The sequence below is a fragment of the Hymenobacter sp. APR13 genome, from assembly GCF_000737515.1.
Lineage (GTDB): Bacteria > Bacteroidota > Bacteroidia > Cytophagales > Hymenobacteraceae > Hymenobacter.
In genome coordinates, this window is the sequence record NZ_CP006587.1 from 1085337 (window position 1) to 1110365 (window position 25029).

Here is a 25029-nt window from a genome sequence, read left to right on the forward strand (position 1 = left end):
TAGTTAGCTCCCCTCCTTTCCAAGGAGGGGAGCTAGCCTTAGCACCACTTACCCATAACCTTCCGCGCCATTTAGCAGTTCTCTGCATTCATCTACGCCACGGCGGCCTGCCGTGGCGCTTTGTGTTTCATGAGAGAATCTGTGCAGGCCGGCGCCATTACTGCGCCGGCTCCTCCGCCGCTGGCCCCCGGCCTGGTCTGGCTGATGGCGGTTACCTGCGGCCTGGTGGTCGCCAATATCTACTACAACCAGCCGCTGCTGGCCGAAATCGGGCGCACCTTCGGGCTGCGCGAAAGCCAAGTGAGCTTGGTGGCCACGGTCACGCAGGTGGGCTACACGCTGGGGCTGCTGTTTGTGGTGCCGCTCGGCGACAAGCGCGAGCGGAAACAACTGATTCTGGGGCTGCTGCTGTGCGCGGCCGTGTGCCTGGCCGCGGCGGCCTACGCGCCTACTTTCGGCTTACTGGCAGCGGCCAGCCTGTTTATCGGGCTGTTTTCGGCGGTGCCGCAGCTGCTGATTCCAATGGCCGCCTCCCTGGCCTCCGACGCCGACCGGGGTAAGGTGGTAGGCCGCGTGATGAGCGGGCTGCTGATTGGTATTCTGGTGTCGCGCACGATTAGCGGCTACGTGGGGCTGCACTTCGGGTGGCGCACGATGTTCTGGGTGGGCGCGGCCATTATGGTGCTGCTCACGGGCATTCTGGCCCGGATGCTGCCGCGCAACCAGCCTACGTTTCAGGGCAGCTACGGCAGTCTGCTCCGCTCGTTGGGCACGCTGGCCGGCACGCTGCCGGTGCTGCGCCGCTCGGCGCTGGTGGGCGCCTGCATGTTCGGCGGCTTCAGCGCCTTCTGGACCGCGCTGGTGTTCTTCCTGGAAAGCGACGCCTACCACTACCACAGCGACGTGGCCGGCCTGTTCGGCCTCATCGGGGCCAGCGGCGCGCTGGCAGCGTCCTTCGCCGGCAAATCAGCCGACACCAAAGGACCGGACTACGCGCTGAACCTCGGGATTCTGCTGTTTCTGGGGGCGTACCTGCTGCTGGGCTTCGGCGGCACCTATCTGGTGGGGCTGGTGGTGGCCGTCGTTGTTCTGGATGTGGGCCAGCAGATGACGCACATTTCCAACCAGACCCGCATCTTCATGCTGCTGCCCGAAGCCCGCAGCCGCCTCAACACCGTCTACATGACCGGCTGCTTCATTGGCGCGTCTGCCGGTTCCTTCCTGGGCGGCCTCGCCTGGGACCATTTCCAGTGGCCCGGCGTGTGCGCCGTGGGGCTGGCGTTTGGCGCGGTAGCGTACCTGACGAATCGGTTTTACGGGCGAGGCGCTACGGCTTAGCAGGTGCGCCGTAATATGCCTGTTCTGCTTCCGCCTGACTTCGGCCCTGCGCATCAAACAACAGCGTAAGCGTGGTTTCGAACGCCGGAACCATAATATCCGCATACCAGCTCGGGGACACCGCGGGCACATGCTTATGCAGCTCAGCCAGAATGGTGAGCCAATGCGGCGTTGACTCGGAAAGCGTCAGGCACGCTGCATCCGCCCAGAATAGGTCGAGGTATATTTCGTCAGTGGTATAGCAGTCTGTTTTGTAGCCAAAGGCAGCCTCCAGTTCTTTCCAGTGATACTCCCGCGGCGGCATATCCGGGTTTTCCAATAGTGAAAAACCGCCGTCAAAGAACTGAACCTGCTCCATAGCTTCAGCATCAAGCGCCTCGCGAATCTCCCGGCCCAGCTTGCTGTCCGGGTTCACAAACATGATGCGCGGCGAAAGCAGTTGGTAGAGGGCAACAGCTCCGCATCCACCGAAGAAGACGACATTAAACCAGAACAACCAGGGCGAATAGCCAGCCCGCGTCCAGACAGCCCCCGCTACGAACAGAAAGCTGAAAATCACACTGCGGATCGTCTTTGATTTGCTCTCCCAGATGATGCGCCGGTTGTTGTAGACTTCTCGCATAGCCGTTTTGCCTAGGCGCTTTACTGCTACAGCCGCCCCATGCACACCTGCAGACTCTCCCGCCAATGCGGAATAGCCACGCCCAGCGCGGTTTTCACTTTGGTCTTGTCCATCACGGAGAAGGCGGGGCGGGTGGCTTTGGTGGGATACTCGGTGGTGCGGATGGGCACGGTGCGGGTGGGCAGGCCGCCCAGCTCGAAGATGGCCACCGCAAAGTCGTACCACGACGTGACGCCCTCGTTGCTGTAGTGGTAGAGGCCGTAGGCGTTGCTGCCGGTCTGGATGATGTGCAGCAGCACGCCGGCCAAATCGATGGCGTAGGTGGGCGTGCTCAGCTGGTCCCAGATGACGCGCATCTCGTCGCGCTCCTTGCCGAAACGCAGCATGGTTTTCACGAAGTTGTTGGCGTACTCCGAGTACAGCCAACTGGTGCGCAGGATGAAGTACCGCTCGGTGTGCTCCGGAATCACCTGCTCGCCTTCCAGCTTGGTGAGGCCGTAGACGCTGATGGGCGCGGTTTCGTCGGTTTCTGTGAGGGGCTGGTTGCCGGTGCCGGCAAATACGAAATCGGTGCTGATGTGCAGCAGCGTGGTGTTGAACTCACCACAGAGGCGGGCCAGGTTTTCGGCGCCGTCGCGGTTCACTTTGCGGGCCAGGTCCACTTCGTCTTCGGCCTTATCCACGGCCGTGTAGGCAGCGCAGTTGATGACGTAAGCCGGCTGGTGCGCGGCAAAAACGGCCCGCAGCGTTTCGGTGTTGAGGATGTTGGCCTGCTCTTCGGGCAGGAAAACGAGGCCGGACAGGTTGCGCTCCTTGGCAACGTGCTGCAGGCATTGGCCCAGCTGGCCGGCGCCACCGAAAACGAGAGTAGTTGAACCCATAAAATAGACGGAAAGTCGGGGGAAAAGCAACTGTCATCCTGAGCTTGCGAAGGACCTTATCGCACCAGAACAAATGGAGGTAGCCCCGGGTCGTTTTAGCGTGGTAAGGTCCTTCGCAAGCTCAGGATGACAGCTGAGGCAGAATGAGGCCGCAAATTACGTGTTTCCGGCCGCCCTCCTACTCGCCTGCGGCCGGGGCCGCGCCCAGCGCCGGGCCGCCGGGCTGCACCGGGCGCTTGTTCTGGATGGGCCGGAAGGGCTGCTCGCGGGGCTGCTTTTCGCTGAGGTAGCGCCAGTAGCGTAGCGGCATGTGGCGGCGGTGCAGCTTCATATTCTTGCGCTCCGGGATGTTCACGTGGTCGAAATACGACTGCCAGAGCAGCTTGAACAGCGGCTCCCGCTCATCCAGCACCGTGGCCGACACGCTGGTGCTGCGCTGCGGCGCGGCACTTTCAAACTCCACCACGTCGGTGCGGGTGAGGTCGTAGTAGAGGCCGTAGCGGCGGCGCTTGTCGAAAATCAGCCAGCGCTGGTCGGCGTAGCGCTTGGTGAAGTGCGGTGCTATCAGCGGCAGCACGTCGAAATCGGGGTCGATGGTGGCGTGAAACAGGCCGTCCTGGGTTTTCTCGAAGCGCACGAAGGCTTCCATGCGGTGCTTCTCGCGGTACATCTGCTGGGCCAGGCGCTGCACGCGGCGCACGTTGTCGTCGGCGTAGTGCTCGGAGATGTCGCGGCCGGCGCGCATGGCCAGGTCGGCGTAGCGGAAAACCAGCAGCTCCCGGTCAGGTTGCTCGCTCAGAAACACGTGAAACAGGCGCGTGCGGGCGTCCTTGTCCATGTAGCGCAGCAGTCCGTCCCAGACGCGGGCGGCGGCCGTTTCGTTGGTGTCCACTTCCACGGGCTGCACGAACAGGCCGCCCTGCACCGCCCCCACCAACTGAATGGAATTGGGCGCCGCCTTCCGGTCGTAGATCTGGAATAGCACCGACAGTAAGCCCTCAAACGAGCCGTCGTAGGTGTAGTCCAGGGCCGGGTTAGTGAGCTGGGGCGCACCCAGGCGGCGGCCGGCAGCCGGGCTGACGGCCGTATTACGCGGCTGGTTGAGAGGCGACAGGGAATGACTCATAGCACTACAGACTGGAACACAAAACCACGCCCGCTCACCGCCTTACGCAGCCTCCGACTGCCGGGATTTGGCGGCGGGCCGCACCGAGTCGCGGTGCAGCTGCTGCACCAGCGGCAACAGGTCGGAAAGCTTGCAGCAGCACGCAATGCGGGCCACTTTCTTAGGCTGGGCCAGTTCGGCGGCGGCCGGCACGTCGGCGGCCCGATGGGAGATGGTCATGTTGCTGATGGTTGAATTGTGGAATGGCTGAATGGTTGGCTGTTCTGCTGGTCTGCTTCCCGACCAGCCAGTTAACAATTCAGCCATTCAGCCCTTTAAGAAGCCTGGGCAAAGAGGTCGAGTTGCTGGGTGACGAGGGCGGAGCGGACCGAGCCGGCCCCGAACAGGATCTGGCGGCGGATGGTCTGCTCGTCGTAGTCACGGGTGGAAAGGGCCTGGCCGCGGCAGGTCAGGAAGAACTTGGCGCGCTTGAGCACCACGCCGAACTTGTGCAGGTGGTCGAGGCTGAGCGGGCCGAAGTGCCGGGCGGCCACAATGCGCTTGGCCGAACGTGCGCCCACGCCGGGAATGCGCAGAATCATCTCGAAATCGGCCGAGTTGATATCCACCGGGAAAACGTGGCGGTTGCGCAAAGCCCAGGCCAGCTTGGGGTCCACCTCCAGGTCGAGGAAGGGGTGCGCCGGGTCCAGGATTTCGTCGGCCTGGAAGCCGTAGAAGCGCATCAGCCAGTCGGACTGGTAGAGGCGGTGCTCCCGGATGAGGGGGGGCTGCGTCACCTGGGGCAGGCGGGCGTCGTCCGTCACGGGGATGTAGCCGGAGTAGTACACGCGCTTCAGGCCGTAGCCTTTGTAGAGCGAGTCACTCAGGTTGATGATCTGCAGGTCGTTTTCCTCGGAAGCGCCCACGATGAGCTGGGTGCTCTGGCCGGCGGTGGCAAACTGCGGCACTTTCTTGAAAAGCGCCTTTTCCTCCTTGTTCTGGGTGATGCCGTCCCGGATCTGGGCCATCGGCGTCAGGATTTCCTCGTAGTTTTTCTCGGGCGCCAGGTTCTGCAGGGCCATTTCCGAGGGCAGCTCGATGTTCACGCTCAGGCGGTCGGCGTACAGGCCGGCCTCCTGGATCAGCTCCTCCGAAGCGCCCGGAATGGCTTTCACGTGGATGTAGCCGTTGAAGCGGTGCTCGGTGCGCAGCTTCTTGATGATGCGCACGAGGCGCTCCATGGTGTAGTCGGGCGAGGAGAAGATGCCGCTGCTCAAAAACAGGCCCTCGATGTAGTTGCGGCGGTAGAAGTTCATGGTCAGGTCCACGACTTCGTCGACGGTGAAAGCGGCGCGCTTCACGTTGTTGCTCTTTCTGGACACGCAGTAGGCGCAGTCGAAGATGCAGTGGTTGGTGAGCAGAATCTTCAGAAGACTCACGCAGCGGCCGTCTTCGGTGTAGCTGTGGCAGATGCCCATTCCCTCCGCGTTGCCCAGGCCTTTGTCCACGTTTTTGCGCTTGCCGCCGCTGCTGGAGCACGACACATCATACTTGGCGGCATCTGCCAATATGCTTAGCTTTTCCTGGATACGCTGTTCGTTCATCGGGCAGTTTCGAGGCTTAAAAATAGAATCTTGCGCGCAGATTCGCACTATATACAAAGACTAATTTTATTGGAAATGTTCCGGTAATGTGAAGTATTTGCGCCACGCCGTGGCCCGAACTTCCCTCTGTAGCCCTACCCGTTGCAGACAGGCCACAACGGCCCCACGCGGCACGCAGCCTTCTGGCTCCGGACTGAAGTCCGGGCCACATTGCAACTTTCCGAATCCCCCGGGAGGCGCGTATCTTGCACACAGGCGGCCACAGCAGCGCCGCCGGCTGCACGCATGAATAATCGGGAGCTTTTCTGGACATTACTCGCGCTGACCTGGCTATGCCTGGCCGGTACGGCCGTGGCCCAGAATACCGCCGTAGCGCCCGTGGACACCACGCGCCGCGCCAACGGCACCCGCCCCGACTCGCTGCGCCGCCGCTTCGACCAAGAGCGCCTGCTCAACGGCCTGCGGGCCTACACCCGCCGCAAAACCATTGCCGGCAAGGCCGCCGCCGCCCTGTTCAACTTCACGCCCCGCCGCGAAGAGCAGGCCGGCCTCGACGCCGCTTTGCTCGACCGGCAGCACGACCGGCACAACTACAAAATCGTGCGGCAAATCAACATCCGCACGCTCACGGCCTTCGGCTACAGCATCACCGACTCGACGCGGACGCCGCGCAACATTCTGGAGAAGACCGGCAACGCGCTGCATATCAAAACCTCACGCACGCGGGTGCGGCAGGTGCTGCTGTTTCGGGTGGGCGACGAGCTGGAGCCGCAGGACCTGGCCGAGTCGGAGCGCTTGCTGCGCCAGACGCCGGAGCTGCTCGATGCGCGGGTGTTCGTAAACGAGCGCACCAGCACCGCCGACAGCGTGGACGTGGAAATCGTGACCAAGGACGTGTTCAGCCTCAGCGGCTCGTGGGAGGTGCGCGACGTGGGCGCGGGCATCATCGGGCTGCGCGACCTGAACTTTATGGGGCTGGGGCACCAGTTCCGCAACTCCTACCAGTACGGCAGCCGCTCGCCGCAGCCCTGGAGCTACGAGGGCAGCTACCAGGTGCCGTTCCGCCACTTCGTAACGGGCGAGGCGCGCTACTTCAACGAGTTTGAAAACAAGTACGGCGGCTTCACCATCAGCCGGGGCTTCTACTCCATCAACACCAAATACGCGGGGGCCCTGTCGGTGTACGCCTACGACCAGGGCGTGGTGCTGCCCTTGCCCGACGGCTCGCCCCAGCAGCCGCCCGAAGGCCAGCCGCCCATCTACACGCCCCGCCGCTATACCACCCAGGACGTGTGGCTGGGCCGCTCCCTGCCCCTGCCCTCCTACGACCTGGGCTACGAAAACCCGGCCCGCCTGATTGTGGCGGCCCGCCTGCAGCGCACCAGCTTCTCGGCCCGTCCCACCCCCGAGTACGTGGATGCCCGGGCCATGCTGGCCACCGTGGGTTACAGCGTGCGGCGCTACTACAAGGATAAGTACCTGTTCGGCTTCGGCCGCACCGAGGACATTCCGGCGGGCACGCTGCTGAGCGCTACGGTGGGCTACGAGATGAACAGCCAGCAAAACCGCCATTACTACGGCGTGCGCGCCTCCACAGCCAGCTACAGTCCGCGCGGCGGCTACCTGTATCTGAGCGGCGAGTTTGGCTCGTTTGTGCGGCGGCCGTCCAACGACTGGCAGCAGGGCCTCGTGAGCACCGAGCTGCTGTATTTCACGCGGCTCTACCACCGCGGCAACTTCCAGTGGCGGCATTTTCTGTGGAGCCGCAACGCCATCGGCCTCAACCGCCGCCCCGGCGAGCAGCTGCTGGCCATCAACGGCGACCGGGGCCTGCGCGGCTTCTCGCCGGCCACCGACCTGCGCGGCACCAGCCGGGTGGTGCTCAACTACGAAACCACTGTGTTTACGCCCGTCTCGTTTCTGGGCTTCCGGCTGGCCATGCTGGTGTTTGCCGATGCCGCCTGGCTGAACGTGCGCACGCCCAACCGCACGCTGCCCTTCCACGACAAGCCCTACACCGGCTTCGGGGCGGGTTTGCGCTTCCGCAACGAGTACCTGCCGATTCGCACGTTTCAGCTGCTGCTGGGCTTCTACCCGCGCGGGCTGGCCACGCCCAACGGCTTCAGCATATACGAAAGCTCCCGCTCCTACTACGACTTCAGCGACTTCAGCTTCGGCCAGCCCGGCGTGGTGCGCTACGAGTAGCCACAATCGTAAAGTCCGCGCCGGGTGCCGGCCGAGTGGCGCGGGTAGTGGTTGCGCCGGAATTTCAGGGCTCCACGCGGCAAAATTCCGGAATTTTAAAAGTCCGATTACCGGACATTCTTTCCGCGGGGCAAGCACCAGACGTACTGGAAACGCAGTATCCTTACCGTGCTTCTCTGATGTGCTGAGTTTGCTGCTGCCTTGCCAGCAACTTAGGGCACTGGGGCGGCAAGGTGTTATTGTTGAATCCTTTTCTACTCCGCTATGAAGCCATCATTACTCATTCTCTTTATTGGCATTTTGATTACCGCCTGCAAGAAGGAGGAAGTAGATGCGCTGCCGGAAGCCACACGTACGGGCCAGAACACAGGCGGCTGCCTCATCGATGGCAAAGCCTTCGTGGCTAAAGGCTGGCCCAGTGGCGGCCTGCTCGGCCCCAGGGCCATTCCGCCATTAACCGGCGGCTTTGCCTTCGACAGCGTGTACTACGTTGAACTGAATGGGCAGCATAACGGTCAGAATGTGAGCATCCTTTTATTTCTTCGCAAGCCCGTTGTGGGAAACCACTTGCTGAACCAAAACACGCAATACTATCCGCAGGGAAGCCCTCGATATATTCTTGACCACGCAACCTATTCTACCAGCAACAATACAGGCGAAGTGTATGTGACGGACGCGCGGCACACCGGGCAGGTGCAATTGACCTACATGAACGAACCTATTTCTGCTGGCACGTTCGAGTTTACGGCAGCCAGCACCTTCGACCGCACCAGGACAGTCACAATCACCAACGGCCGCTTCGACCGTAAGCAGTAACTGCTGTATTGCTGTTTTGCCCCACGCAGTAAGGGCTTTTTCGTGCCCGCCCCGGCTTTGCGTAGCTTTGCACCTACTGGAGTGATTGAAAATGGCTGGTGAAGCTACTTCCACTCATTTTCAATTCTCAATTCTTCATTTTTAATTGACCGCCCCATGCTCGCGCTCGGTGATTACAACGACCTGGAAGTGGCCCGCGCCGTCGACTTCGGCCTCTACCTTTCTTCCGACGACGGCGACCTGCTCATCCCGCGCAAATACGTGCCCGAAGGCACCGAAATTGGCGACGTGCTGCGCGTGTTCGTCTACCGCGACTCCGAGGACCGGCTGATTGCCACCACGCTGGAGCCGCTGGCCACCGTAGGCCAGTTTGCAGCCCTCACCGTGCGCGACGTGACGCCCAACGGCGCTTTCCTGGAATGGGGCCTGGAAAAAGACCTGTTCCTGCCCTACCGCAACCAGCGCCACGACCTGCGCGTCGGCCAGCGCGAAACCGTGTTCGTTTACCTCGACGAAACCACCGACCGGATTGTGGCCTCGGCCAAATGGGAGTGGTTCCTCAGCGACCAGCCCTACCCCGGCAAAGTCGGCGACACGGCCGAGCTGTTTGTGGCCGCCGAAACCGATATGGGCTTCAAGGTGATTGTGGATGGCACCCACCAGGGCCTGCTTTACCACAACGAGGTGTTCAAGCCCCTGCGCCTCGGCGACGTGCACACCGGCTACGTGCGCACCATCCGCCCCGATGGCAAGCTCGACCTCAGCCTGCAGCGCCTCGGCTACGACGAAGCCCTGGCCGCCGCCGACACCCTGCTGGAAGCCCTGCGCAAAGCCCCCGCCGGCCTGCTCCCGCTCGGCGACAAAAGTGAGCCCGACGACATCTACCGCCGCCTGGGCATGAGCAAGAAAGTATTCAAAAAGGCTCTGGGCACGCTCTACAAGCGCGGCCAAGTGCAGCTCCAGCCCGAAAGCACCCAGCTGCGGCCCGGCAAATAGCCCGGGCGTAGCCGCTGACGCTTTTCATCGAAACGGAAATCAGCCCAAGAGGAGGCTGGGAACAGGCAGGCCCCACAGGTACCGCCCGCTCCCGGTCTCCTTTTTTTGTTTTCAGCTGCCGTGCCGCGCATCCTGCGTCATTTCACGCTGATATAACTATACCAATAAACAATACCCTAATAGCAACTTCCCGGCCTGGCAGCGGCGCTCCGGTCGAATAGGAATTGCCTGATAACAACCACCGGCCGACAGCTGGCCGCCACTCCCAGACAACCCCTGGCCGCTGGCCGTCGTCTTACGTACTGGCGCGGCCCCGGAAGCGGGCCGGCCGGTGTTGCCTTTTCCTCTCCTCATGCAGAAAACCGCCCTTATTGCCGGAGCCAGCGGCCTGATCGGCAGCCAGCTGCTGCCGCTGCTGCTAGCCTCCGACCGCTACGCCAAAGTCATTGCGGTGGGGCGGCGGCCGCTGCCCATCGTGCACCCCAAGCTGGAGCAGCGCCTCCTCGATTTCGACCACCTGGAAGAGCACCGCTTCGCGTTGATTGCCGACGACGTGTATTGCTGCCTGGGCACCACCATGCGCCAGGCCGGCTCCAAAAAGGCGTTTTATACCGTCGATTATCTGTATGTGGTGAAGCTGGCGGCCCTCACGGCCGGCAACTTCGCCGCCCAGCTGCTGGTGGTGTCGGCCATGGGCGCCGATGAGAAGTCGCGGGTGTACTACAACCGCGTGAAGGGCGAAATGGAGCAGGCTGTGCGCCAAACGCCGTTTCGGGCAGTGCACCTGTTCCGCCCCTCGCTGCTGCTGGGCGAGCGGAGCGAGCAGCGCACCGGCGAGCGGCTGGGGGCCGTGTTGCTGCGCGTGCTGCGGCCGGTGCTGCGCGGCCCGCTCCGCCGCTACCGGGCCATCGACGCCGCCACCGTGGCCCGCGCCATGCTGCGCGCCGCCGAGCAGAACGGCACCGGCATCCAGGTGCATCCCTCCGACGCCATCGAGGCGCTGGGCCGGGCCGCCGGGTAGCGTTTCGGGCCCGCCGGTCCGCCGCGGGCGTGGGCCGGGTGGGCAGGCGCTGCCTCCTTTATGCCGATTGTCGTGAATGGCGCAGAAATGATTTGTACTTTTGCCGGAAAATCACCTTAGTACATTTTCATTTTTCACGTATGAAGCGTTTGTCTTTTAGTGTGTTGCTGGTGCTGCTGGCCGGGGTTCTGAACCTGGCGGCGGCGCAAAGCAAGAAGGGTAGCAGTGGCGGCAGCGGCTATAAAAACGGCCTGGGGCTGCGCGCCGGCGGCTATTCGTCGGGTGGTACGTTCAAGCATTTCATCAGCGGCAAAAACAACGTGGCGCTGGAAGCGCTGCTCACCACCGAGTACCGTGCCAAAGGCGCCCGCCTCACGGGTGCTCCTGGAAAAGCACCTGCAGGTGGCCGACCTTAAAGGCCTGCAGTTCTACTACGGCGCCGGCGCCCACGCGGGCTCCTACAAAGGCCGTTATTATTACGTGGAGCGCCTTTACTACTACAAGAAAGACAAGTACCGCTCCAACTACGTGGTGTACGTCAACGACGACCGTAACTACGTGGTGTTCGGTGCCGACCTGATTCTGGGCCTGGAATACAAAATGCCCGACCTGCCCTTCGTGGTCGGCGTCGATTACAAGCCCTACTTCGAGGTATTCGACGGCTACACCGGCTTCTACAACGACGCGGCCGTAAGCCTGCGCTTCACGTTCTAGAGAGTTACGCCGATAGCCTGCCCATAAAAAACGCCCGCTCATCATCTGATGAGCGGGCGTTTTTTATGGCTAAGCCGCTAGTAGCGGATATGGCCGCGGTAAGGCCGGGCGTGGTAGTAACGCGGGGCTGGCCGCACTATCACGGGGCGGGGCCGCACAATTACAGGGGCCGGGCGCACCACCACCCGCGCCGGGCGGTAGTAAGGCCGGGGCGCAACCCGGTAATATGAGTCGTAGTAGGGGCGCGGAGGGCCGGCCACCACGGCCGGGGCAGAGGCCACGCAGCTGGTAAGCAGGCTGACAGCCATCAGCAGAATCAACAACGCAGGAATTCTCAGAAGCTTTTTCATAAGAGGTCAATACCAGCCGTTTAGCGGCGTGGCTTCTCTATAGACGCGAAACCTTGTATCAGGTTTAATTCCGGCTGGCGGAAGGGCAGCAGTGCCAGCCTTTGTGGCCCAATGCCAACACCACAAAGGCGTGGGCGTCGGTGGCGGCGTCCCTCAACGTCAGGGTATCAGCGGCCCAGCGCCAGCCCGATGCGCAGGTTGAGCACCAGGCCGATGTTTATTCCCGGCACCACCTCGCGGCCGCGGTCCGGCGTCAGGGCCATCGGGAGGGCCATGTTGAAATCCACGAAGCCATAACGGCCCAGGCGGCGCTGCAGGCCATACACGGCCGCAAGACTCAGGCGCACAGCCTGGCCGGAACGGGCGAAATCGTAGAAAGGCGTTTCGTCGGAGTGCCTGCCGAAGCCGCTGCCCAGAGCCAGCGACAGGTAGTTGGCGGAGAAGTTGCTGGCGCTTTTGCCCTTGCGAATGCGCTTGTTGAGGTTGTAGTAGTAGCGGCCGGCTACCTGCGAGCGAACGGCGAAGCCATGGCGCAGGGCCCTGGTTTCGGCGTCGCGGTACCGCAGAAAATCGGGGCTCACCTCCCCCAGCACCGACCAGGCCGGGCTCAGCTTGTGCTCGTAGGCCAGATGCACACCCACGCGGGAAAACAGCAGCGAATCAGCCTTATCGGCGCGGCCAAGATAAGTCGCGCCGAAGTTGTTGAGGCCCAGCTTCCAGAGGTGCTGCTCCTCAATCTGCAGCCGCGTGAGCTTGCTGTACTGCTGGACGAAGCGGCTGTTTTCGCCGGATGGCAGAGTGGGCAGTGGCGACGGAGCTACTGTTTCCTCGCTGTAGCTGATGCGCGAAGAGTCTGGAGCCGTTTGGGCCAGCACGGCAGCAGGTAGCAACGCCAGCAACAACGTGTGGCGCAAAAACCGGAACATAGAAGTCGGACGCATATCTCGGAAGTAAAAAGCTAGTGCTTGATGATAAGCGGCACCACGTGCAGGGTGATGGGCGCATACGACGTGAGTACCCGGATGAGCGGAGCCCGGCCGGGCGTAATCAGGCGCAACGACTGCTGGCCGGGGGTTTTGCGCACGGCTTCGGCATAGGAGGCGGGCACCACCAGCGTGCTGTGGGCGGTGCTCAGGTTGTAGCTGAATTGCTCGGGCTGCAGCACGTCCAGCTTCACTTCGGTGCGCTGGGCGTCAATGAAGATGCTTTTCACGTCGGAGCCGGGCTGCAGCTGTACGCTGCCGTAGCGGTTGCGGATGGTGTAGCTGCCACTGGCCGCCGTGAGCCGCAGCGCCGATTTATCGGCCTCACAAACGAAGGTTAGGTTGAGGTTGGCGGCGTTCAGGTCGGTGTAGCGGGCGGTGGCCGAAAGGCTGCCGCGCAGGTCCTGCAGCGTAATCTGGCCGAAATCCTGCTCCAGCGTTTGCTTGCCGGTGAGGCCCGTGAACGAAGTCTGGCCGTAGGCATTGACCACCTGTAGCGGATTGCCGGCCGGCATCTGCACCGTATACTCGGCCCGCAGGTCGCTGCGCACGGCCGCCGCCCCCGGTGCCTGGGCAAAGTAGTTGACCAAGTCAATGACGCTGCCGCTCTTTTCAATCAGGTAGCGGGCCACGGGCAGCTCCTGTTCAGCTATTTCCCGTTCGGGGTGCCGTGCTATCAGCCGAAGCACCACCCGCACGGTAGGCTTGTCCCAGCCCTGCACCCTTAGCGTGGCTTTTTCGGCCCGCACCCGCACTAAGGTGCCTTCGGGGCACGGCAGGGTTTGCTCGAGGGTGCGCGTCACCACCTGCACTTTGGTTTGGGCCGGCGCGGCCACTGCCCCCAGCATCAGCAGTAGGCTGGTGGCCAGGGTGGGCCAGATACGGAGGTTTTGAGGGGATATATTCATGAGATAAGCAGTTGAACCAGCTCCCGCGTGACAGTGGCTTTGAGCGTGGTAATCTGAACCTGGTGCTGCAGCAGCTCCGGCGTGGCCCCAAACCGCCGCACGTCGCGCTGGAGGCCCTGTTCCTGGGTTTCCAGCTCCGAGAGCTGCGTACGCAACTGCCGGAACTCGTCGGACTGACACACGGTGGGCAGTGAAGTACAATGCGCATCAATAAAGCTGACGCCCTGCTCGCCCAGCGGATCGAAGGCAGCCGGCGCGGCGGGGCTGGCCGCCGGAGCCGGCACCACTTCCTCGCTATAGGCAATGGTTTCGCGCGGGGCGGAAGTGGCGGCAGGCTGGGTGGCCGTTTGGGCGACACGTGGGGCCAGGGGCTGGGCGGACCGCTGCCACCACACGCCCACCAGTACCAGCACGGCGGCAGCTACTCCGGCCACCAGCCGCCACGTAGCGGCCGGCCAGAGGCGGCGCACTGGCACAGCCTGCGGTACGGGTTGCAAAACGGCGTCAGAGGAATTGGTTTCGACAGGTTCATCCAGGCGGCTGGCAATGGCCTGCCACAGGTCGTCGTCGGGCTCGTGGGTGGGGAGCCGGGGCAGGGCGCGGGCCACAGCGTCGGCGGCGGTTAGCTGGGCTCGCAGGCGGGCCCAGGTGTCGGGCGCGGGCTCGTGGGTGGGCAACTGGTGCAGGGCCCGCCGCAGATGCTGCCGCCCGGGTTCGGGGTTTCGGGGGTCTGGCTCATGCGTGGTATAAATGATGCAGTTTCACTTGCAGCAGCTTCTTGGCGTGGTAGAGCTGCGACTTGCTGGTTCCTTCCGTGACGCCCAGTAACTCGGCAACTTCGCGGTGCTGGTAGCCTTCCACTTCCACCAAGCAAAACACAGCCCGGTAGCCGGCCGGCAGCTCGCTAATGGCCTTGTCCAAGGCCTCGCCGGTGAGGCCGTCGTGCCAGCCCACCATCGGCTCGGGGTGGCGCTGGTCGTCGTAGATTTCCATGCGCTGCTCCCGGCGCAGCACTCGCAGCGCCCGGCGCACCATGATGGCCTTGATCCAGGCGCCCAGCGTCGACTGCTGCCGGAAGGTGCCCAGGTGCCGGAACACGTCCACGAAGCCTTCCTGCAACGCGTCCTGGGCCATTTCCCGGTCGTTGCCGAGGATGCGCATCGCGCACGAGAACATAGCCGACTTGTAGCGCTGGTAGAGCTGGTGCTGGGCCGTGCGGTCCTGGGCCAGGCAGCCGGCCAGCAGCAAGGTTTCGTCAGAAGGGTCGGGAGAGAGAGGCAGCGCAGTCACTGTCGTCGCAGAAGGTGGAGTTGGCAGAAAGGGCCGGCTGCCTCCGCAATAGTTGGTTGATGGCTAAAAGAATTATGCGGCAGCGGCATACCAGGTGCTGCGGCATACAAAAGCGCCTGCCCTTCCAATGGAAAGGCAGGCGCAGACCGGCAGCCGGGAGGGCAGGCTATTTCTTAGCCGTATACTCCTGGTTGAGGTATTTGAGCACCGGCTGGGTGATGTCGAGGTCTTTGCGGCCGTAGGCCAGCGAGCCGCTCAGGATCAGGCGGTAGCCGTTGGCTTTGCCGTATTTTTCAATCTGCTTATTGACGCGCTCCAGCACGGCCTGGGTCATCTTGGCTTCTTCTTCCTGCGCCTGCTGCTGCAGCTTCTGCTGGCTAAGGCCAACCTGCTGCTGCTGGGCGCCCAGCTTCTGCTCGGTGGCGGCGCGCTGCTCCGGGGTCATGCTCTCGCCCTGCTTCTGGTATTGCTGCACCGCCGCCTGAAAGCTCTGCACCATGGTCTGGTTCTGAGCTTCCCAGCGCTTGGCTTTGGCCTCGAAGGCTTTGCGGGCATCCTGCATGCCTTTGTAGCCGTCGAGCAGCTTGCCCGATTCTACGTAGGCCACTTTGTTGGTGTCGGCGAGGGCCACGGCGGGGTCCTCGGCAGCCACGGTGGTTTCGGTGGTTGCGCCCGTCGAATCGGTCGTCTGCACCACTACGGGCGCTTTGCGGACTGCCGTGGCAGACGGCTTATCGGAGAAATGCAGGTAGAACAGCACCGCCACTGCAATAACCAGGACGGCATTGATGGCTAGTTGAAGAGAGTTTTTCATTCGAACAATAAGGAGGGAAGTCGACAGCCGCCCGGCACGGGCAATCTGCGTCCCAAAGAAACGAAGGTCTGCCGATACTATTGATGCCCGGCCCTTCCGGCGGCCCGCACTTCCGCCCGCAGGCAGCCGGCAGAGCGGTTGGCGCACCTAACGCACCGCCTTTACACCACTAAAAATCAGCAGCTCGCATAGCTAACCGAGGCCGTACAGGGTGACGAACCGAAGTCCGGGCCACGACTTTACGGGGCTTCGGGCTCGTCGTCATCGTGGTCTTCGGGCTCGTGTTCGAGGGGCTTCATGGGCTTTTCCTCGTAGGGCGGGGCCAGGTCGATGCGGCTGGGGGCGGCATCGAGGCGGCCGACGTGCACCAGCGCATCACCCTGGTTGACAACGGGCATGTGGTTGAGGCCGATGATGTAGCCCGCCACCGGCGCCTCCAGGCGCACGGCATGCTCGCCGTAGGGGTCGGCCACGGAGCCGTAAATCTGGCCTTTCTCGATGTAGTCGCCATTGCGGACGTGGCTGCGGAACAGGCCCGCGAACTTGGCCCGCAGCCACGTATGGCGCAAGCACACGATGGCCGGGTGCTCGGGCCGCGAGGCATCAGCCACCATGCCCAGATAGTGCAGCACCCGAAACGTGCCCGCAATGGCCAAGTCAATGCCCGGCTCGTCGAGGCGCAAGGATTCGCCGGTTTCGTACACAATGATGCGCTTGCCCAACTGCATGGCCGTTTCGCGCAGCGAGCCGGCCCGCAGCGCCGAGTGCAGCGTGAAGGGCGCGGCAAAGGCGGCGGCAATGGCGTCTGTTTCGGGGTCTTCGTGCAGCAGGCACCGGATCTGGGGCATGTTGGAGCGCGCCGCACCGCCCGTGTGAAAATCGATGCCGTAATCAATCAGAGGCATGATTTCGCGCATGAAGCGGTGCGCCACGCGGCTGGCCAGCGAGCCGCGCGGGTTGCCAGGGAAACTGCGGTTCACGTCCTTGCCATCAGGCACATCGCGCGAGAAATTTAGAAACCCGTAGATGTTGAGGATGGGAATGGCAATGATGGTACCCCGCAACGGCCGCAGCAAGTCGCGCCGGATCAGGCGTCGGATGATTTCAATGCCGTTCACCTCGTCGCCGTGCATGCCAGCCATCAGCAGCACCGTGGGGCCGGGCACCGTCGAGCGAAACACGTGCACCGGAATGTCGATGACCGTGCCCGAGGGCAGCCGCGAAATCACCAGCCGTGTCAGGACCCGCTCACCGGGCAGAATGGTGAGGCCGTTGAGGCAGATGGCAGCAGGATTGGGGGCTGGGGTCAAGGCAGGTCAGAAACAGAAATACAGGCGCACTGCCTGCGCCAGACGCCACCCCGGCTTCAGCCACAACCCGGCCGGAGCGCCAATCAGGTATGGCGAAGGAAGATAAGAAACTGCCCGCTTATTCCGTCTCAACGTGGGAACAAACCAGCCCAGACAAGCAGCGGCTACAGCATTGGCTGGCGAGCTACTGCGGCATATCGGGCTGGGTATCGGGCTGGGCTACGGCCGCTTTGGGAGCAGCTTTGGCTTTCTTCTTCTGCGCTATTTCCGCGGTGTATTCAATGATTTTGCCGGCAATATCGAGGCCAGTGGCTTTCTCAATGCCCTCCAGGCCCGGCGACGAATTCACTTCCAGCACCAAAGGACCACGCTTGCTTTGCAGCATGTCTACGCCCGCAATGCCCAGGCCCAGCGACTTGGCCGCCAGCAGGGCGGCGGCTTTTTCGGCGCGGCTCAGCTTCACGAGCGTGCCCGAGCCGCCCCGGTGCAGGTTGGAACGGAACTCGCCGTCTTTGCCCTGGCGCTTCATGGCGCCCACCACCTCGCCGTTCACCACAAAGGCCCGCAGGTCGGCGCCCTTGCTTTCGGCAATGAACTCCTGCACGATGATGCGGGCCTTGAGGTTGTGGAAGGCCTCAATCACCGACTGCGCGGCCTTAGCCGACTCGGCCAGCACCACGCCCAGGCCCTGGGTGCCTTCCAGCAGCTTGATGATGACCGGCGCGCCGCCTACCTGCTCAATCATGGCCGGCACCTCGTCGGAATAGTTGGTGAAGGCGGTTTTGGGCATGCCCACGCCGGCGCGGGCCAGAATCTGCATAGAGCGGAGCTTGTCGCGGCTGCGCACAATGGCCTGGCTTTCCACGGCCGTGCGCACTTTCATCATCTCAAACTGCCGCACCACGGCGCAGCCATAAAACGTGACCGAAGCCCCAATGCGCGGAATGATGGCGTCGATGCCTTCCAGCTTCTGGCCATGATAGATGATACCAGGCTTGCCCTTTTCAAGTACCAGGTTGCAGTGCAGATGGTCGAGCACCACAGCTTCGTGGCCCCGCGCAACGGCGGCCTCCACGAGACGTGTGGTAGAATATAGCTTCGGCTCACGCGACAGAATCGCCAGTTTCATCAGTCAAAAATATAGGGTGGATTGAGCAGAAGCTTCAGGAGAGGAGGCGCCGCACAGCTCAGGACGGCGACGATTGCGCGGCCTGCTGGGCGCGGTAGGATACATTGCGCCGCGTCACATCGACCACAAAGCGGCCGTGGCGTAGCAGCAAACGGCCCAACAGCACGGGATACTTCATATCGGACCGGTCGGACAACGAGAATTCGGTGTCGAAATCCTCGCCAAATATCCGCATAACTGCCCGGATAACGTAGCGTTCCTGCACGTCGCCGTTGGAGCTTTTGATGTCGCGCAGACTGAAGTCGGTGAATTCCATGGGCGTACCGTCGAAATTCGGGTGCGACGGATCCAGCAATTGCACGTGCAGGCACTGGCGGCCGTCGGGCCGGGTAGCCAGATGAATGTTGGAACAGTGGATGGCGCTGGTGTAGGCGCCGGTGTCCACCTTGGCCTCCACGCCCCACAACTGAAACTGCGGAAAATCCACCAGCTCGCGCCGGCCCACTACCCGCTTTGGTACACGCAGCTTTTTCATGGCTTTAAATGTACTACCAACATTCAATAGCCCGTCATGCAGAGCGGAGCGAAGCATCTCGCCAGCGCAGTAATTCTACCACACTGGCGAGATGCTTCGCTCCGCTCTGCATGACGGACGGGCTATTATAATCACCCTTTGTAGCTGATGCGGTACACGGCGTCGTTCTGGTCGTCGCTGACGAGCAGGGAGCCGTCGGGCAGCACCAGCAAACACACGGGGCGGCCCCAGGCTTTCTGGCCCTGCAGCCAGCCTTCGGCGAAGGTTTCGTAGCCGGTGGCCTGCTTGCCGCTGGCGTCCAGCTTCACCATCGTGATGCGGTAGCCGAGCTTGCTGGTGCGGTTCCAGGAGCCGTGCTCCGGAATCAGAATCTGGTTGCGGTACTGTGTCGGGAACTGCTTGCCGGTGTAGAACTTCATGCCCAGCGCCGCCACGTGCGGCCCCAGCTTGCGGGCCGGCTTCTGGTAGGTGTCGGCGGAGCGGCCTTTGCTGAGCTGCGGGTCGGGCACGTCGCCGGCGAAGAAGTAGGGGAAGCCGAAGTGCAGGCCGGCGCTGGCGGCGCGGTTCAGCTCGTCGGCGGGCAGGTTGTCGCCGAGCATGTCGCGGCCGTTATCTGTAAACCAGAGGGCTTTGTCCTGGGGGCTCCAGTCGAACCCGACCGTGTTGCGCACGCCCTGGGCAAACACTTCCAAGCCGCTGCCGTCGGGGTTGAGGCGGTTGATGGTGCCGTAGATGGGCTCCTCGGGCAGGCAGGAATTGCAGGGCGCGCCCACCGGCACGTACAGCTTGCCATCGGGACCGAAGGCAATGTAGCGGTAGCCGTGCCAGTCTTTGTTGGGCAGCTGGCCATACACCACGGCTGGCTTGGGCTTCTGCCGGAGCGTGCCCGCAATGTTGTCGTAGCGCAGAATCCGGTTGATTTCGGCCACGTAGAGGGCGCCGTTGCGCACGGCCACGCCGTTGGGGGCGTTCAGGCCGGTGGCAATGGTCACTACCTCATCGGCGCGGCCGTCTTTGTTGCGGTCGGGCAGTGCGTACACCTTGTCGTCCTTGGTGCCCACGTACACGGTGCCATCGGGGCCCACGGCCAGCTCCCGGGCGCTTTTCACGCCCTGGGCAAAATAGCTGATGGTGAAGCCGGCCGGGAGCTTGATCTTGTTCAGGTTGGCATCGGCGGCGGCCGGGGCTACGGGGCGGCCGGGCGCGGAAGCCGCCAGCACCAGCGGGGCGAGCAGCAGCAAAGAAAGGAAGGGGCGCGTTGTCATATACTGCCTACAACCCCCAGGCCGCCGCGAAGGTTGCCTAGCAGAGTAGCTGAGTAGCTGAGTAATTGAGCAACTGAGTATGTGTGCACTCAGCGTGTCTACTCAGTTACTCAGCTACTCTACAACCGTCCTTCCTGCTGCCGGCGCACCAGCTTCTGGTACTCGCGTTCCGAGAGCTGCGACTTGCCGAAGCCGCCGTACACGCCCAGGCCGTTCATGAACACGCCAAACCCCCAGAACACGGTGGGCCACACCGGCCATGGAATCCCGCGGTGGTCGTGGTGCTCGGTTACGGCCCAGATAACCCAGAGCAGCAGGTTCACCACCACGTAAGTGAGTAGGTGCGACTTGAATTTGGCGCGGTCTTTTGCAATGCGCCACAGTTGGGGGTCACGGTCGGTGGTTTCCATGGGGAAAGTATTTTTTTGGCTGGATGATGCTCAAACGTACCGGTTCCCTTCAATATACTAAATCGAATATTGCCCAGACGGTATAAGCGGCAGCTGAAGCGTCGGAAACCGGCCCTGAGTTGTAGCTTGCCACGCAGCCATACCGGCCGCACCTGCCTACCATACCATGCCCGCCTCCTCCCCTGCCGCCGACTGGCGCGCCACCGCCCACCGCTTCGGCCGCCTCCTGCTCTACCGCGGCGACATCACCCGGCTCGACACCGCGGCCATCGTGAATGCCGCCAACTCCAGCCTGCTTGGCGGCGGCGGTGTCGATGGGGCTATTCATCGTGCCGCCGGCCGCGCCCTGCTGGACGCTTGCCGGCAGCTGCGGGCCGGCCATTACGGCAAAGGCCTAGCCACCGGCGAGGCGGTAATCACCACGGGTGGCCGGCTGCCGGCGCCGTATGTCATCCACACGGTGGGGCCTGTCTGGAACGGTGGCCACAAGCAGCAGCCACAGCTGCTGGCCAACTGCTACCGCAACAGCCTGCAACTGGCCGCTGACCGGCAGCTGGCCAGCGTGGCGTTTCCGGGTATCAGCACGGGCATCTACGCCTACCCCAAGCCGGCAGCGGCGGCCATTGCCGTGCGGGAAGCGCGGGAGTTTCTGGCGCAGCACGCGTGGCCGCGGGAAGTGGTGTTCGTGGTGTTCGACCAGGAAAGCGAGCAGCTCTATCAGCAGGCGCTTCAACTACCTGCCAGCTAGGCGCTAACCGGTGTTTTTGCTGGCTGGAATTGTGTATCTTGAAAGCAGGCACACGCCATGCCGTGCGCCGGTTCTGCGCCACTTTCTGCCCCATCCCGCCATGCAACTCAGCCCCCAATATCCCGCCGCTCCACGCCCGGCCCGCACCAGTGCCGGCAACCCCGTCTGGCTGGATGCGCTCCGCGTGCTACTGGGCGTGTTCCTGCTCATCAAAGGGCTATCGTTTCTGGACCACAGCACCGATGTGTACTACCTGCTCAGCCAGCAGCAGCCCTGGGCCGGCCTCAAGAAGGCTTCGCTGTTCGTGAGCTTTTTCCACATCGTGGGCGGGCTGATGATTGCCACCGGCACCCTCACCCGCCTCGCCCTCATGTGCCAGCTCCCGATTCTGCTGGGCGCCGTACTGCTGGTGAACTCCCAGAACGGCTTCAATCTGGCCAACACCGAGCTGTGGACTTCATTGCTGGTGCTGCTGCTGTGCCTCATGTTCATGATTGTGGGCCCAGGCCGGTACTCCGTCGACAACAAAGTATTCCGCCAGGCCAAGTAGCAACCTGCTGCTGCTTTAAAGCCGCACATCAGGGTGCTGGTGCAGATAGGTGGCTAAGTACGCCAGCAGCCCGCCGTGGCCGGCCTCCAGCACTACCGTGCGCGCCGACTGCAACGAGCCGATAAACCGCGCCAGGCCCGCCTGCGGAATCACCAGGTCGTGGCGGCCCAGGAAGAACGTAACGGGCGTCGGGCGCCGGTTCAGCACCTGCGCCAGCTGGCGCAGGTTGAACGTGAGGCGCCGGAAACCCACCCAACTCCGGTACACCCGCAGCCGCTTTTCGCGGCTGTCAAGCTGCCACTTAGCGAAGTGCACCAGGTTGGGCGGCACCACCCGGCGCTGCCCCAGCGCCCCCAGAAAGCGCAGCAGCCGCTCCGGCTTCAGTACGGCCCGCCCCAGCACCCCGCGCATCCACGGCGGATAGGTGGCCAGCGCGTACCAGAACTGCCGCTGCAGGCCGTCGGGCGCTACCAGCCAGATGCTTTCCACCCGCTGCGGCAGCCGTTCGGCCAGGGTTAGGGCAAACTTGGCGCCCATGCTGAATGCCAGCAGCTGAAAGGTGTCGATACCGTTTTCCTGCAGAAACTCTTCCAGCAGTTCGCCGAGGCGCTGCTTGCTCAGGGGTGCATCGTCCTTCAACAGCTGGCTGCGGCCGTGGTAGAACAGGTCGAAGGCATACACCGTCAAATCTGGGCCCAGCACTGGGGCCAGCGTGCGCCAGTGCCCACTGCTTTGCCCGTAGCCATGAAACGCCAGCACCACCCGCGGGCCGGAGCCGAATTTTTGAAAGTGCAGGCGGGTGGGCATAGGCAGTAGCTAGATGGCGCTAGGCTGTACGGCATCCGGACAAGCCCCGTTCCCCAAGCCTCTTGTCTACCCCAGCCGCGACACGCCGCCGGACACGATGAACTTCATGGCGTCGGAGCTGGGCAGGTCCAGGTGCGTGACGCTGGCCTGCGGCACCAGCACCAGCTCGCCGGAGAAGTTGTAGGAGTGCGGAAAGTACACGGCCACCAGATCGGGGCGGTGCAGCGCGGCCAGGTCGTCCTGGGTGACGAAGCCCATCTTGAACACGTTGTCCTGGGCGTTGAGGCGCACCAGCACGGGGCAGTTGAACTTCTGGTTGTCGCCGACGAAGGCGTCGAACAGGTCTTTGAGGCTGGAGTAGATAATGCTCACCAACGGCGTGCGGTGCAGAATTCGCTCGGCAATCACCAGAAACGGCCGCACCATAAACGACTTCGCCACGAAGCCCACGGCCGTTATCAGCAGCACCGCCACCACCAGTCCCAGCCCCGGCACGTCGAAGCTCAGCCCCGCAAACAGGTCATTGAGCCAGCGCAGCAGCGAGTAGAGAATGTACATCGTGAGGCCGATGGGCGCCACGATGAGAAAGCCGTTGAGGAAGTAGTTGATCAGTCTGCGCATGCCGCAAATGTAGCATAGGCTTCATCCTGTGCCGTCAGACGCTTGCCGTTGCGAGTAATGCAGCTTATTCCTCCTCCCGATGCTGAAAACGCCAAGCCCTCCGGCAGCAGGTTTGGAACCTGACGCCGGAGGGCTTTTCTGGTAGGGTGGGTGTTTCGCCTACGAACAAGGAGTAGCGGCGCGCAACGGCCACTGCCGCGAGACGGCACAGGCTGAAGCCTATGCTACATGGGCCTACGCTACGCTGGCGGCCACTTCCTCAATCCGGTCTTTCACGCGCTCCATCAGCCACATGGGCGTGCTGGTGGCGCCGCAGATGCCTACGGATTCGGCATCCTGGAACCACTCGTCGAGCAGCTCCTGCTCGTTTTCCACGAAGTAGCTGCGCGGGTTGGTTTTGTTGACCACCGAAAACAGGGCCTTGCCGTTGGAGCTTTTGCGGCCGCTCACGAAGATGATGACGTCGTGCAGCACCGCAAACTTGGCCAGGGCCGGCTCGCGGTTGCTTACCTGCCGGCAGATGCTGTCGTTGGCATCAAACGACTCCAGCGAGCCGCCGGCCGCCCGGATGCGCTCTTCCATCACGGCTTTCATGTGGTAGAAGCCGGCGGTGCTTTTGGTGGTCTGGCTGAAGAGCGTGACGGGGCGCGAAAAGTCCACCTGATCGAGGTCGGCTTCGGTCATGACGATGATGGCGCGGTTGCCGGTCTGGCCGGTTAGGCCGGCCACTTCGGCGTGGCCGGGCTGGCCATAGATGACAATCTGGCCATTCTGGCGCTGGCTGGCGTCGAAGGCGTGCTTCACGCGGTTCTGCAGCTTCAGCACCACCGGGCAGGAGGCGTCAATCAGTTCGATGTTGTTGCGCAGGGCCAGCTGGTAGGTTTCCGGCGGCTCGCCGTGGGCCCGGATCAGCACCTTGCAGTCGTGCAGCTGCTCCAGCTGCTCCCGGTCGATGATGCGCAGGCCCTTCTCGTGCAGGCGCTCCACCTCCATGCGGTTGTGCACGATGTCGCCCAGGCAATACAGGGTTTCGTCGTGGGCCAGCTCATCCTCCGCCATCTGAATGGCGAATTCGACGCCAAAGCAATAGCCGGAATTTTTATCTATGGTGACGTTCATGTTTTTAGGGCTTAGGGCCTGGGGCTCAGGAAGTGGGTTTCAGAAGCTGGGAAGCACGATGTGCAGAAGCTGCTCTGGCAGGAACTACCACCCGGCTCTGCAATTCCAGTGCCTAAGCACTATTTCCTGATTCCCAGGCCCTATTCACTATACAACCACTTCATTGCCATTCCGTTCGGGGCCGGCCCCGACAGCCAGCGCAAACAGTGTAGCCGACACCCGCTCCAGCACGAAATCCACCTGCTCGTCGATCATCATGTGGGTGGTATCGAGCAGCACGGCGTCGGGGGCGCGGCGCAGGGGGCTTTCGGTGCGGGTGGAGTCGAGGTGGTCGCGCTTGCGCAGGTTTTCCACGATTTCCTCCACCGCCACCTGCTCGCCCTTGGCGGCCAGCTCTTCCTGGCGGCGCTCGGCGCGGGTCAGCACCTCGGCGGTCATAAACACCTTCACCTCGGCATCCGGAAACACGGTAGTGCCGATGTCGCGGCCGTCCATCACCACGCCGCGCTTGCGGGCCATGCGCTGCTGCTGGGCCACCATGGCGTGGCGCACCGCCGGAATGCCCGACACCTCGCTCACGAGGTTGGAAATGCGCATCTGCCGGATTTCATCCTCGCGGATGGCGCCATCGAGGCACAGCTCGTTACGGCCGGTTTTGCGGTTGCGCTTGAAGGTGATGTGCAGCTCGTGCAGGGCCTGCTCCACGCGCGGCAGGTCGTCGAAGGCAATGCCCTGCTCCAGCAGGTAGAGCGTAACGGCCCGGTACATGGCGCCGGTATCGATGTAGGCGTAGCCCAGCTCGGCGGCCACGGCTTTGGCCGTCGTGCTTTTGCCGCACGAAGAGTAGCCGTCGATGGCAATGACGATTTTTCTCATGGCTGATTCTCT

At 62.9% G+C, this 25029-nt stretch carries 29 protein-coding genes; 9 read left to right on the top strand and 20 right to left on the bottom strand.

Annotated features, from left to right (window positions below; translation table 11 throughout):
- Positions 1-129: 129 nt before the first annotated feature.
- Positions 130-1338: an MFS transporter gene (locus N008_RS04540; protein ID WP_044014085.1), complete on the top strand. Its 1209-nt coding sequence runs from the start codon at positions 130-132 to the stop codon at positions 1336-1338.
- On the opposite strand, the gene N008_RS04545 is transcribed toward N008_RS04540, so the two are convergent.
- From N008_RS04545 to N008_RS04560, 5 genes are all read right to left on the bottom strand, one after another.
- Positions 1328-1960, bottom strand: coding sequence for a hypothetical protein (locus N008_RS04545; RefSeq protein ID WP_156109011.1), 633 nt, complete (start codon positions 1958-1960; stop codon positions 1328-1330). The genes N008_RS04540 and N008_RS04545 overlap by 11 nt on opposite strands.
- 26 nt (positions 1961-1986) lie before the next feature.
- Positions 1987-2841: a dTDP-4-dehydrorhamnose reductase gene (rfbD, locus tag N008_RS04550; RefSeq protein ID WP_044014089.1), complete on the bottom strand. Its 855-nt coding sequence runs from the start codon at positions 2839-2841 to the stop codon at positions 1987-1989.
- A 178-nt stretch (positions 2842-3019) separates the two neighbouring features.
- Positions 3020-3967, bottom strand: coding sequence for a TIGR03915 family putative DNA repair protein (locus tag N008_RS04555; protein ID WP_052381191.1), 948 nt, complete (start codon positions 3965-3967; stop codon positions 3020-3022).
- Between the two features lie 42 nt (positions 3968-4009).
- The gene (locus N008_RS22975) at positions 4010-4186 is read right to left on the bottom strand and encodes a hypothetical protein (RefSeq protein WP_156109012.1); all 177 of its coding nucleotides are present in this window, start codon (positions 4184-4186) and stop codon (positions 4010-4012) included.
- Between the two features lie 95 nt (positions 4187-4281).
- Complete coding sequence (locus tag N008_RS04560) at positions 4282-5550, bottom strand: putative DNA modification/repair radical SAM protein (RefSeq protein ID WP_044014091.1); 1269 nt, start codon at positions 5548-5550, stop codon at positions 4282-4284.
- A 285-nt stretch (positions 5551-5835) separates the two neighbouring features.
- Here N008_RS04560 and N008_RS04565 point away from each other — a divergent pair, with 285 nt between their 5' ends.
- The 6 genes from N008_RS04565 (at position 5836) to N008_RS04590 (ending at position 11302) form a co-directional block, all read left to right on the top strand.
- Positions 5836-7755, top strand: coding sequence for a hypothetical protein (locus N008_RS04565; RefSeq protein ID WP_044014093.1), 1920 nt, complete (start codon positions 5836-5838; stop codon positions 7753-7755).
- 264 nt (positions 7756-8019) lie between these two features.
- A complete protein-coding gene (locus N008_RS04570) occupies positions 8020-8571 on the top strand; it encodes a DUF6252 family protein (protein ID WP_044014095.1) in 552 nt (183 codons plus the stop codon).
- Positions 8572-8727: 156 nt separating this feature from the next.
- A complete protein-coding gene (locus tag N008_RS04575) occupies positions 8728-9567 on the top strand; it encodes a S1 RNA-binding domain-containing protein (protein WP_044014097.1) in 840 nt (279 codons plus the stop codon).
- 352 nt (positions 9568-9919) lie between these two features.
- Positions 9920-10588 (top strand): NAD-dependent epimerase/dehydratase family protein, encoded by a 669-nt coding sequence (locus N008_RS04580; protein WP_044014099.1) that lies wholly within the window; start codon positions 9920-9922, stop codon positions 10586-10588.
- 140 nt (positions 10589-10728) lie between these two features.
- Complete coding sequence (locus N008_RS04585; protein WP_156109013.1) at positions 10729-11004, top strand: hypothetical protein; 276 nt, start codon at positions 10729-10731, stop codon at positions 11002-11004.
- Complete coding sequence (locus N008_RS04590) at positions 10943-11302, top strand: hypothetical protein (RefSeq protein ID WP_156109014.1); 360 nt, start codon at positions 10943-10945, stop codon at positions 11300-11302. Before N008_RS04585 ends, N008_RS04590 begins: the two co-directional genes overlap by 62 nt.
- Before the next feature lie 77 nt (positions 11303-11379).
- Here N008_RS04590 and N008_RS04595 read toward each other — a convergent pair whose 3' ends face one another.
- The 11 genes from N008_RS04595 to N008_RS04645 all read right to left on the bottom strand — a co-directional run bounded on the left by N008_RS04595 (position 11380) and on the right by N008_RS04645 (position 20296).
- Positions 11380-11652: a hypothetical protein gene (locus N008_RS04595; protein ID WP_156109015.1), complete on the bottom strand. Its 273-nt coding sequence runs from the start codon at positions 11650-11652 to the stop codon at positions 11380-11382.
- Between the two features lie 167 nt (positions 11653-11819).
- Positions 11820-12593: a hypothetical protein gene (locus N008_RS04600; protein WP_156109016.1), complete on the bottom strand. Its 774-nt coding sequence runs from the start codon at positions 12591-12593 to the stop codon at positions 11820-11822.
- Positions 12594-12610: 17 nt separating this feature from the next.
- Positions 12611-13543 carry a hypothetical protein gene (locus tag N008_RS04605; protein ID WP_044014110.1) on the bottom strand — a complete coding sequence of 311 codons (933 nt, stop codon included), beginning with the start codon at positions 13541-13543 and terminating at the stop codon, positions 12611-12613.
- On the bottom strand, positions 13540-14220 hold the full coding sequence (locus tag N008_RS04610) for a hypothetical protein (RefSeq protein WP_044014111.1): 681 nt from the start codon (positions 14218-14220) through the stop codon (positions 13540-13542). Before N008_RS04610 ends, N008_RS04605 begins: the two co-directional genes overlap by 4 nt.
- 58 nt (positions 14221-14278) lie before the next feature.
- The gene (locus N008_RS04615) at positions 14279-14833 is read right to left on the bottom strand and encodes an RNA polymerase sigma factor (RefSeq protein ID WP_231569780.1); all 555 of its coding nucleotides are present in this window, start codon (positions 14831-14833) and stop codon (positions 14279-14281) included.
- 166 nt (positions 14834-14999) lie between these two features.
- Positions 15000-15647 carry an OmpH family outer membrane protein gene (locus N008_RS04620; protein WP_052381193.1) on the bottom strand — a complete coding sequence of 216 codons (648 nt, stop codon included), beginning with the start codon at positions 15645-15647 and terminating at the stop codon, positions 15000-15002.
- Positions 15648-15886: 239 nt separating this feature from the next.
- On the bottom strand, positions 15887-16957 hold the full coding sequence (locus N008_RS04625) for a succinylglutamate desuccinylase/aspartoacylase family protein (protein ID WP_071884486.1): 1071 nt from the start codon (positions 16955-16957) through the stop codon (positions 15887-15889).
- 184 nt (positions 16958-17141) lie between these two features.
- The gene (rimK, locus tag N008_RS04630) at positions 17142-18086 is read right to left on the bottom strand and encodes a 30S ribosomal protein S6--L-glutamate ligase (RefSeq protein WP_052381194.1); all 945 of its coding nucleotides are present in this window, start codon (positions 18084-18086) and stop codon (positions 17142-17144) included.
- A gap of 58 nt (positions 18087-18144) precedes the next feature.
- Positions 18145-18621: an ATP-dependent zinc protease gene (locus N008_RS04635; RefSeq protein ID WP_044014113.1), complete on the bottom strand. Its 477-nt coding sequence runs from the start codon at positions 18619-18621 to the stop codon at positions 18145-18147.
- Positions 18622-18752: 131 nt separating this feature from the next.
- Positions 18753-19862, bottom strand: a complete 1110-nt coding sequence (locus tag N008_RS04640) for a PQQ-dependent sugar dehydrogenase (protein ID WP_316963304.1) — start codon at positions 19860-19862, stop codon at positions 18753-18755.
- A 143-nt stretch (positions 19863-20005) separates the two neighbouring features.
- Positions 20006-20296 carry a 2TM domain-containing protein gene (locus N008_RS04645; RefSeq protein WP_044014117.1) on the bottom strand — a complete coding sequence of 97 codons (291 nt, stop codon included), beginning with the start codon at positions 20294-20296 and terminating at the stop codon, positions 20006-20008.
- Positions 20297-20462: 166 nt separating this feature from the next.
- Between N008_RS04645 and N008_RS04650 the strand changes: the two genes are divergently transcribed.
- Positions 20463-21044 (top strand): O-acetyl-ADP-ribose deacetylase, encoded by a 582-nt coding sequence (locus tag N008_RS04650; RefSeq protein ID WP_052381195.1) that lies wholly within the window; start codon positions 20463-20465, stop codon positions 21042-21044.
- 100 nt (positions 21045-21144) lie between these two features.
- The gene (locus tag N008_RS04655; RefSeq protein ID WP_044014118.1) at positions 21145-21594 is read left to right on the top strand and encodes a DoxX family protein; all 450 of its coding nucleotides are present in this window, start codon (positions 21145-21147) and stop codon (positions 21592-21594) included.
- A gap of 15 nt (positions 21595-21609) precedes the next feature.
- On the opposite strand, the gene N008_RS04660 is transcribed toward N008_RS04655, so the two are convergent.
- From N008_RS04660 to cmk, 4 genes are all read right to left on the bottom strand, one after another.
- Positions 21610-22401, bottom strand: a complete 792-nt coding sequence (locus tag N008_RS04660; RefSeq protein ID WP_044014120.1) for an alpha/beta fold hydrolase — start codon at positions 22399-22401, stop codon at positions 21610-21612.
- A 66-nt stretch (positions 22402-22467) separates the two neighbouring features.
- Positions 22468-23022, bottom strand: coding sequence for a DUF502 domain-containing protein (locus N008_RS04665; RefSeq protein ID WP_044014122.1), 555 nt, complete (start codon positions 23020-23022; stop codon positions 22468-22470).
- Positions 23023-23256: 234 nt separating this feature from the next.
- A complete protein-coding gene (locus tag N008_RS04670; RefSeq protein ID WP_044014124.1) occupies positions 23257-24141 on the bottom strand; it encodes a 4-hydroxy-3-methylbut-2-enyl diphosphate reductase in 885 nt (294 codons plus the stop codon).
- 147 nt (positions 24142-24288) lie between these two features.
- Positions 24289-25017 (bottom strand): (d)CMP kinase, encoded by a 729-nt coding sequence (gene cmk, locus N008_RS04675; protein WP_052381196.1) that lies wholly within the window; start codon positions 25015-25017, stop codon positions 24289-24291.
- Positions 25018-25029 lie beyond the last annotated feature (12 nt).

Bases quoted from the DNA above. Each gene is read 5' to 3' on its own strand.
- N008_RS04540 (WP_044014085.1), top strand. From the start codon at position 130: ATGAGAGAATCTGTGCAGGCCGGCGCCATTACTGCGCCGGCTCCTCCG.
- N008_RS04545 (WP_156109011.1), bottom strand. From the start codon at position 1,960: ATGCGAGAAGTCTACAACAACCGGCGCATCATCTGGGAGAGCAAATCA.
- rfbD (WP_044014089.1), bottom strand. From the start codon at position 2,841: ATGGGTTCAACTACTCTCGTTTTCGGTGGCGCCGGCCAGCTGGGCCAA.
- N008_RS04555 (WP_052381191.1), bottom strand. From the start codon at position 3,967: ATGAGTCATTCCCTGTCGCCTCTCAACCAGCCGCGTAATACGGCCGTC.
- N008_RS22975 (WP_156109012.1), bottom strand. From the start codon at position 4,186: ATGACCATCTCCCATCGGGCCGCCGACGTGCCGGCCGCCGCCGAACTG.
- N008_RS04560 (WP_044014091.1), bottom strand. From the start codon at position 5,550: ATGAACGAACAGCGTATCCAGGAAAAGCTAAGCATATTGGCAGATGCC.
- N008_RS04565 (WP_044014093.1), top strand. From the start codon at position 5,836: ATGAATAATCGGGAGCTTTTCTGGACATTACTCGCGCTGACCTGGCTA.
- N008_RS04570 (WP_044014095.1), top strand. From the start codon at position 8,020: ATGAAGCCATCATTACTCATTCTCTTTATTGGCATTTTGATTACCGCC.
- N008_RS04575 (WP_044014097.1), top strand. From the start codon at position 8,728: ATGCTCGCGCTCGGTGATTACAACGACCTGGAAGTGGCCCGCGCCGTC.
- N008_RS04580 (WP_044014099.1), top strand. From the start codon at position 9,920: ATGCAGAAAACCGCCCTTATTGCCGGAGCCAGCGGCCTGATCGGCAGC.
- N008_RS04585 (WP_156109013.1), top strand. From the start codon at position 10,729: ATGAAGCGTTTGTCTTTTAGTGTGTTGCTGGTGCTGCTGGCCGGGGTT.
- N008_RS04595 (WP_156109015.1), bottom strand. From the start codon at position 11,652: ATGAAAAAGCTTCTGAGAATTCCTGCGTTGTTGATTCTGCTGATGGCT.
- N008_RS04600 (WP_156109016.1), bottom strand. From the start codon at position 12,593: ATGCGTCCGACTTCTATGTTCCGGTTTTTGCGCCACACGTTGTTGCTG.
- N008_RS04605 (WP_044014110.1), bottom strand. From the start codon at position 13,543: ATGAATATATCCCCTCAAAACCTCCGTATCTGGCCCACCCTGGCCACC.
- N008_RS04620 (WP_052381193.1), bottom strand. From the start codon at position 15,647: ATGAAAAACTCTCTTCAACTAGCCATCAATGCCGTCCTGGTTATTGCA.
- rimK (WP_052381194.1), bottom strand. From the start codon at position 18,086: ATGAAACTGGCGATTCTGTCGCGTGAGCCGAAGCTATATTCTACCACA.
- N008_RS04635 (WP_044014113.1), bottom strand. From the start codon at position 18,621: ATGAAAAAGCTGCGTGTACCAAAGCGGGTAGTGGGCCGGCGCGAGCTG.
- N008_RS04645 (WP_044014117.1), bottom strand. From the start codon at position 20,296: ATGGAAACCACCGACCGTGACCCCCAACTGTGGCGCATTGCAAAAGAC.
- N008_RS04650 (WP_052381195.1), top strand. From the start codon at position 20,463: ATGCCCGCCTCCTCCCCTGCCGCCGACTGGCGCGCCACCGCCCACCGC.
- N008_RS04655 (WP_044014118.1), top strand. From the start codon at position 21,145: ATGCAACTCAGCCCCCAATATCCCGCCGCTCCACGCCCGGCCCGCACC.
- N008_RS04660 (WP_044014120.1), bottom strand. From the start codon at position 22,401: ATGCCCACCCGCCTGCACTTTCAAAAATTCGGCTCCGGCCCGCGGGTG.
- N008_RS04665 (WP_044014122.1), bottom strand. From the start codon at position 23,022: ATGCGCAGACTGATCAACTACTTCCTCAACGGCTTTCTCATCGTGGCG.
- N008_RS04670 (WP_044014124.1), bottom strand. From the start codon at position 24,141: ATGAACGTCACCATAGATAAAAATTCCGGCTATTGCTTTGGCGTCGAA.
- cmk (WP_052381196.1), bottom strand. From the start codon at position 25,017: ATGAGAAAAATCGTCATTGCCATCGACGGCTACTCTTCGTGCGGCAAA.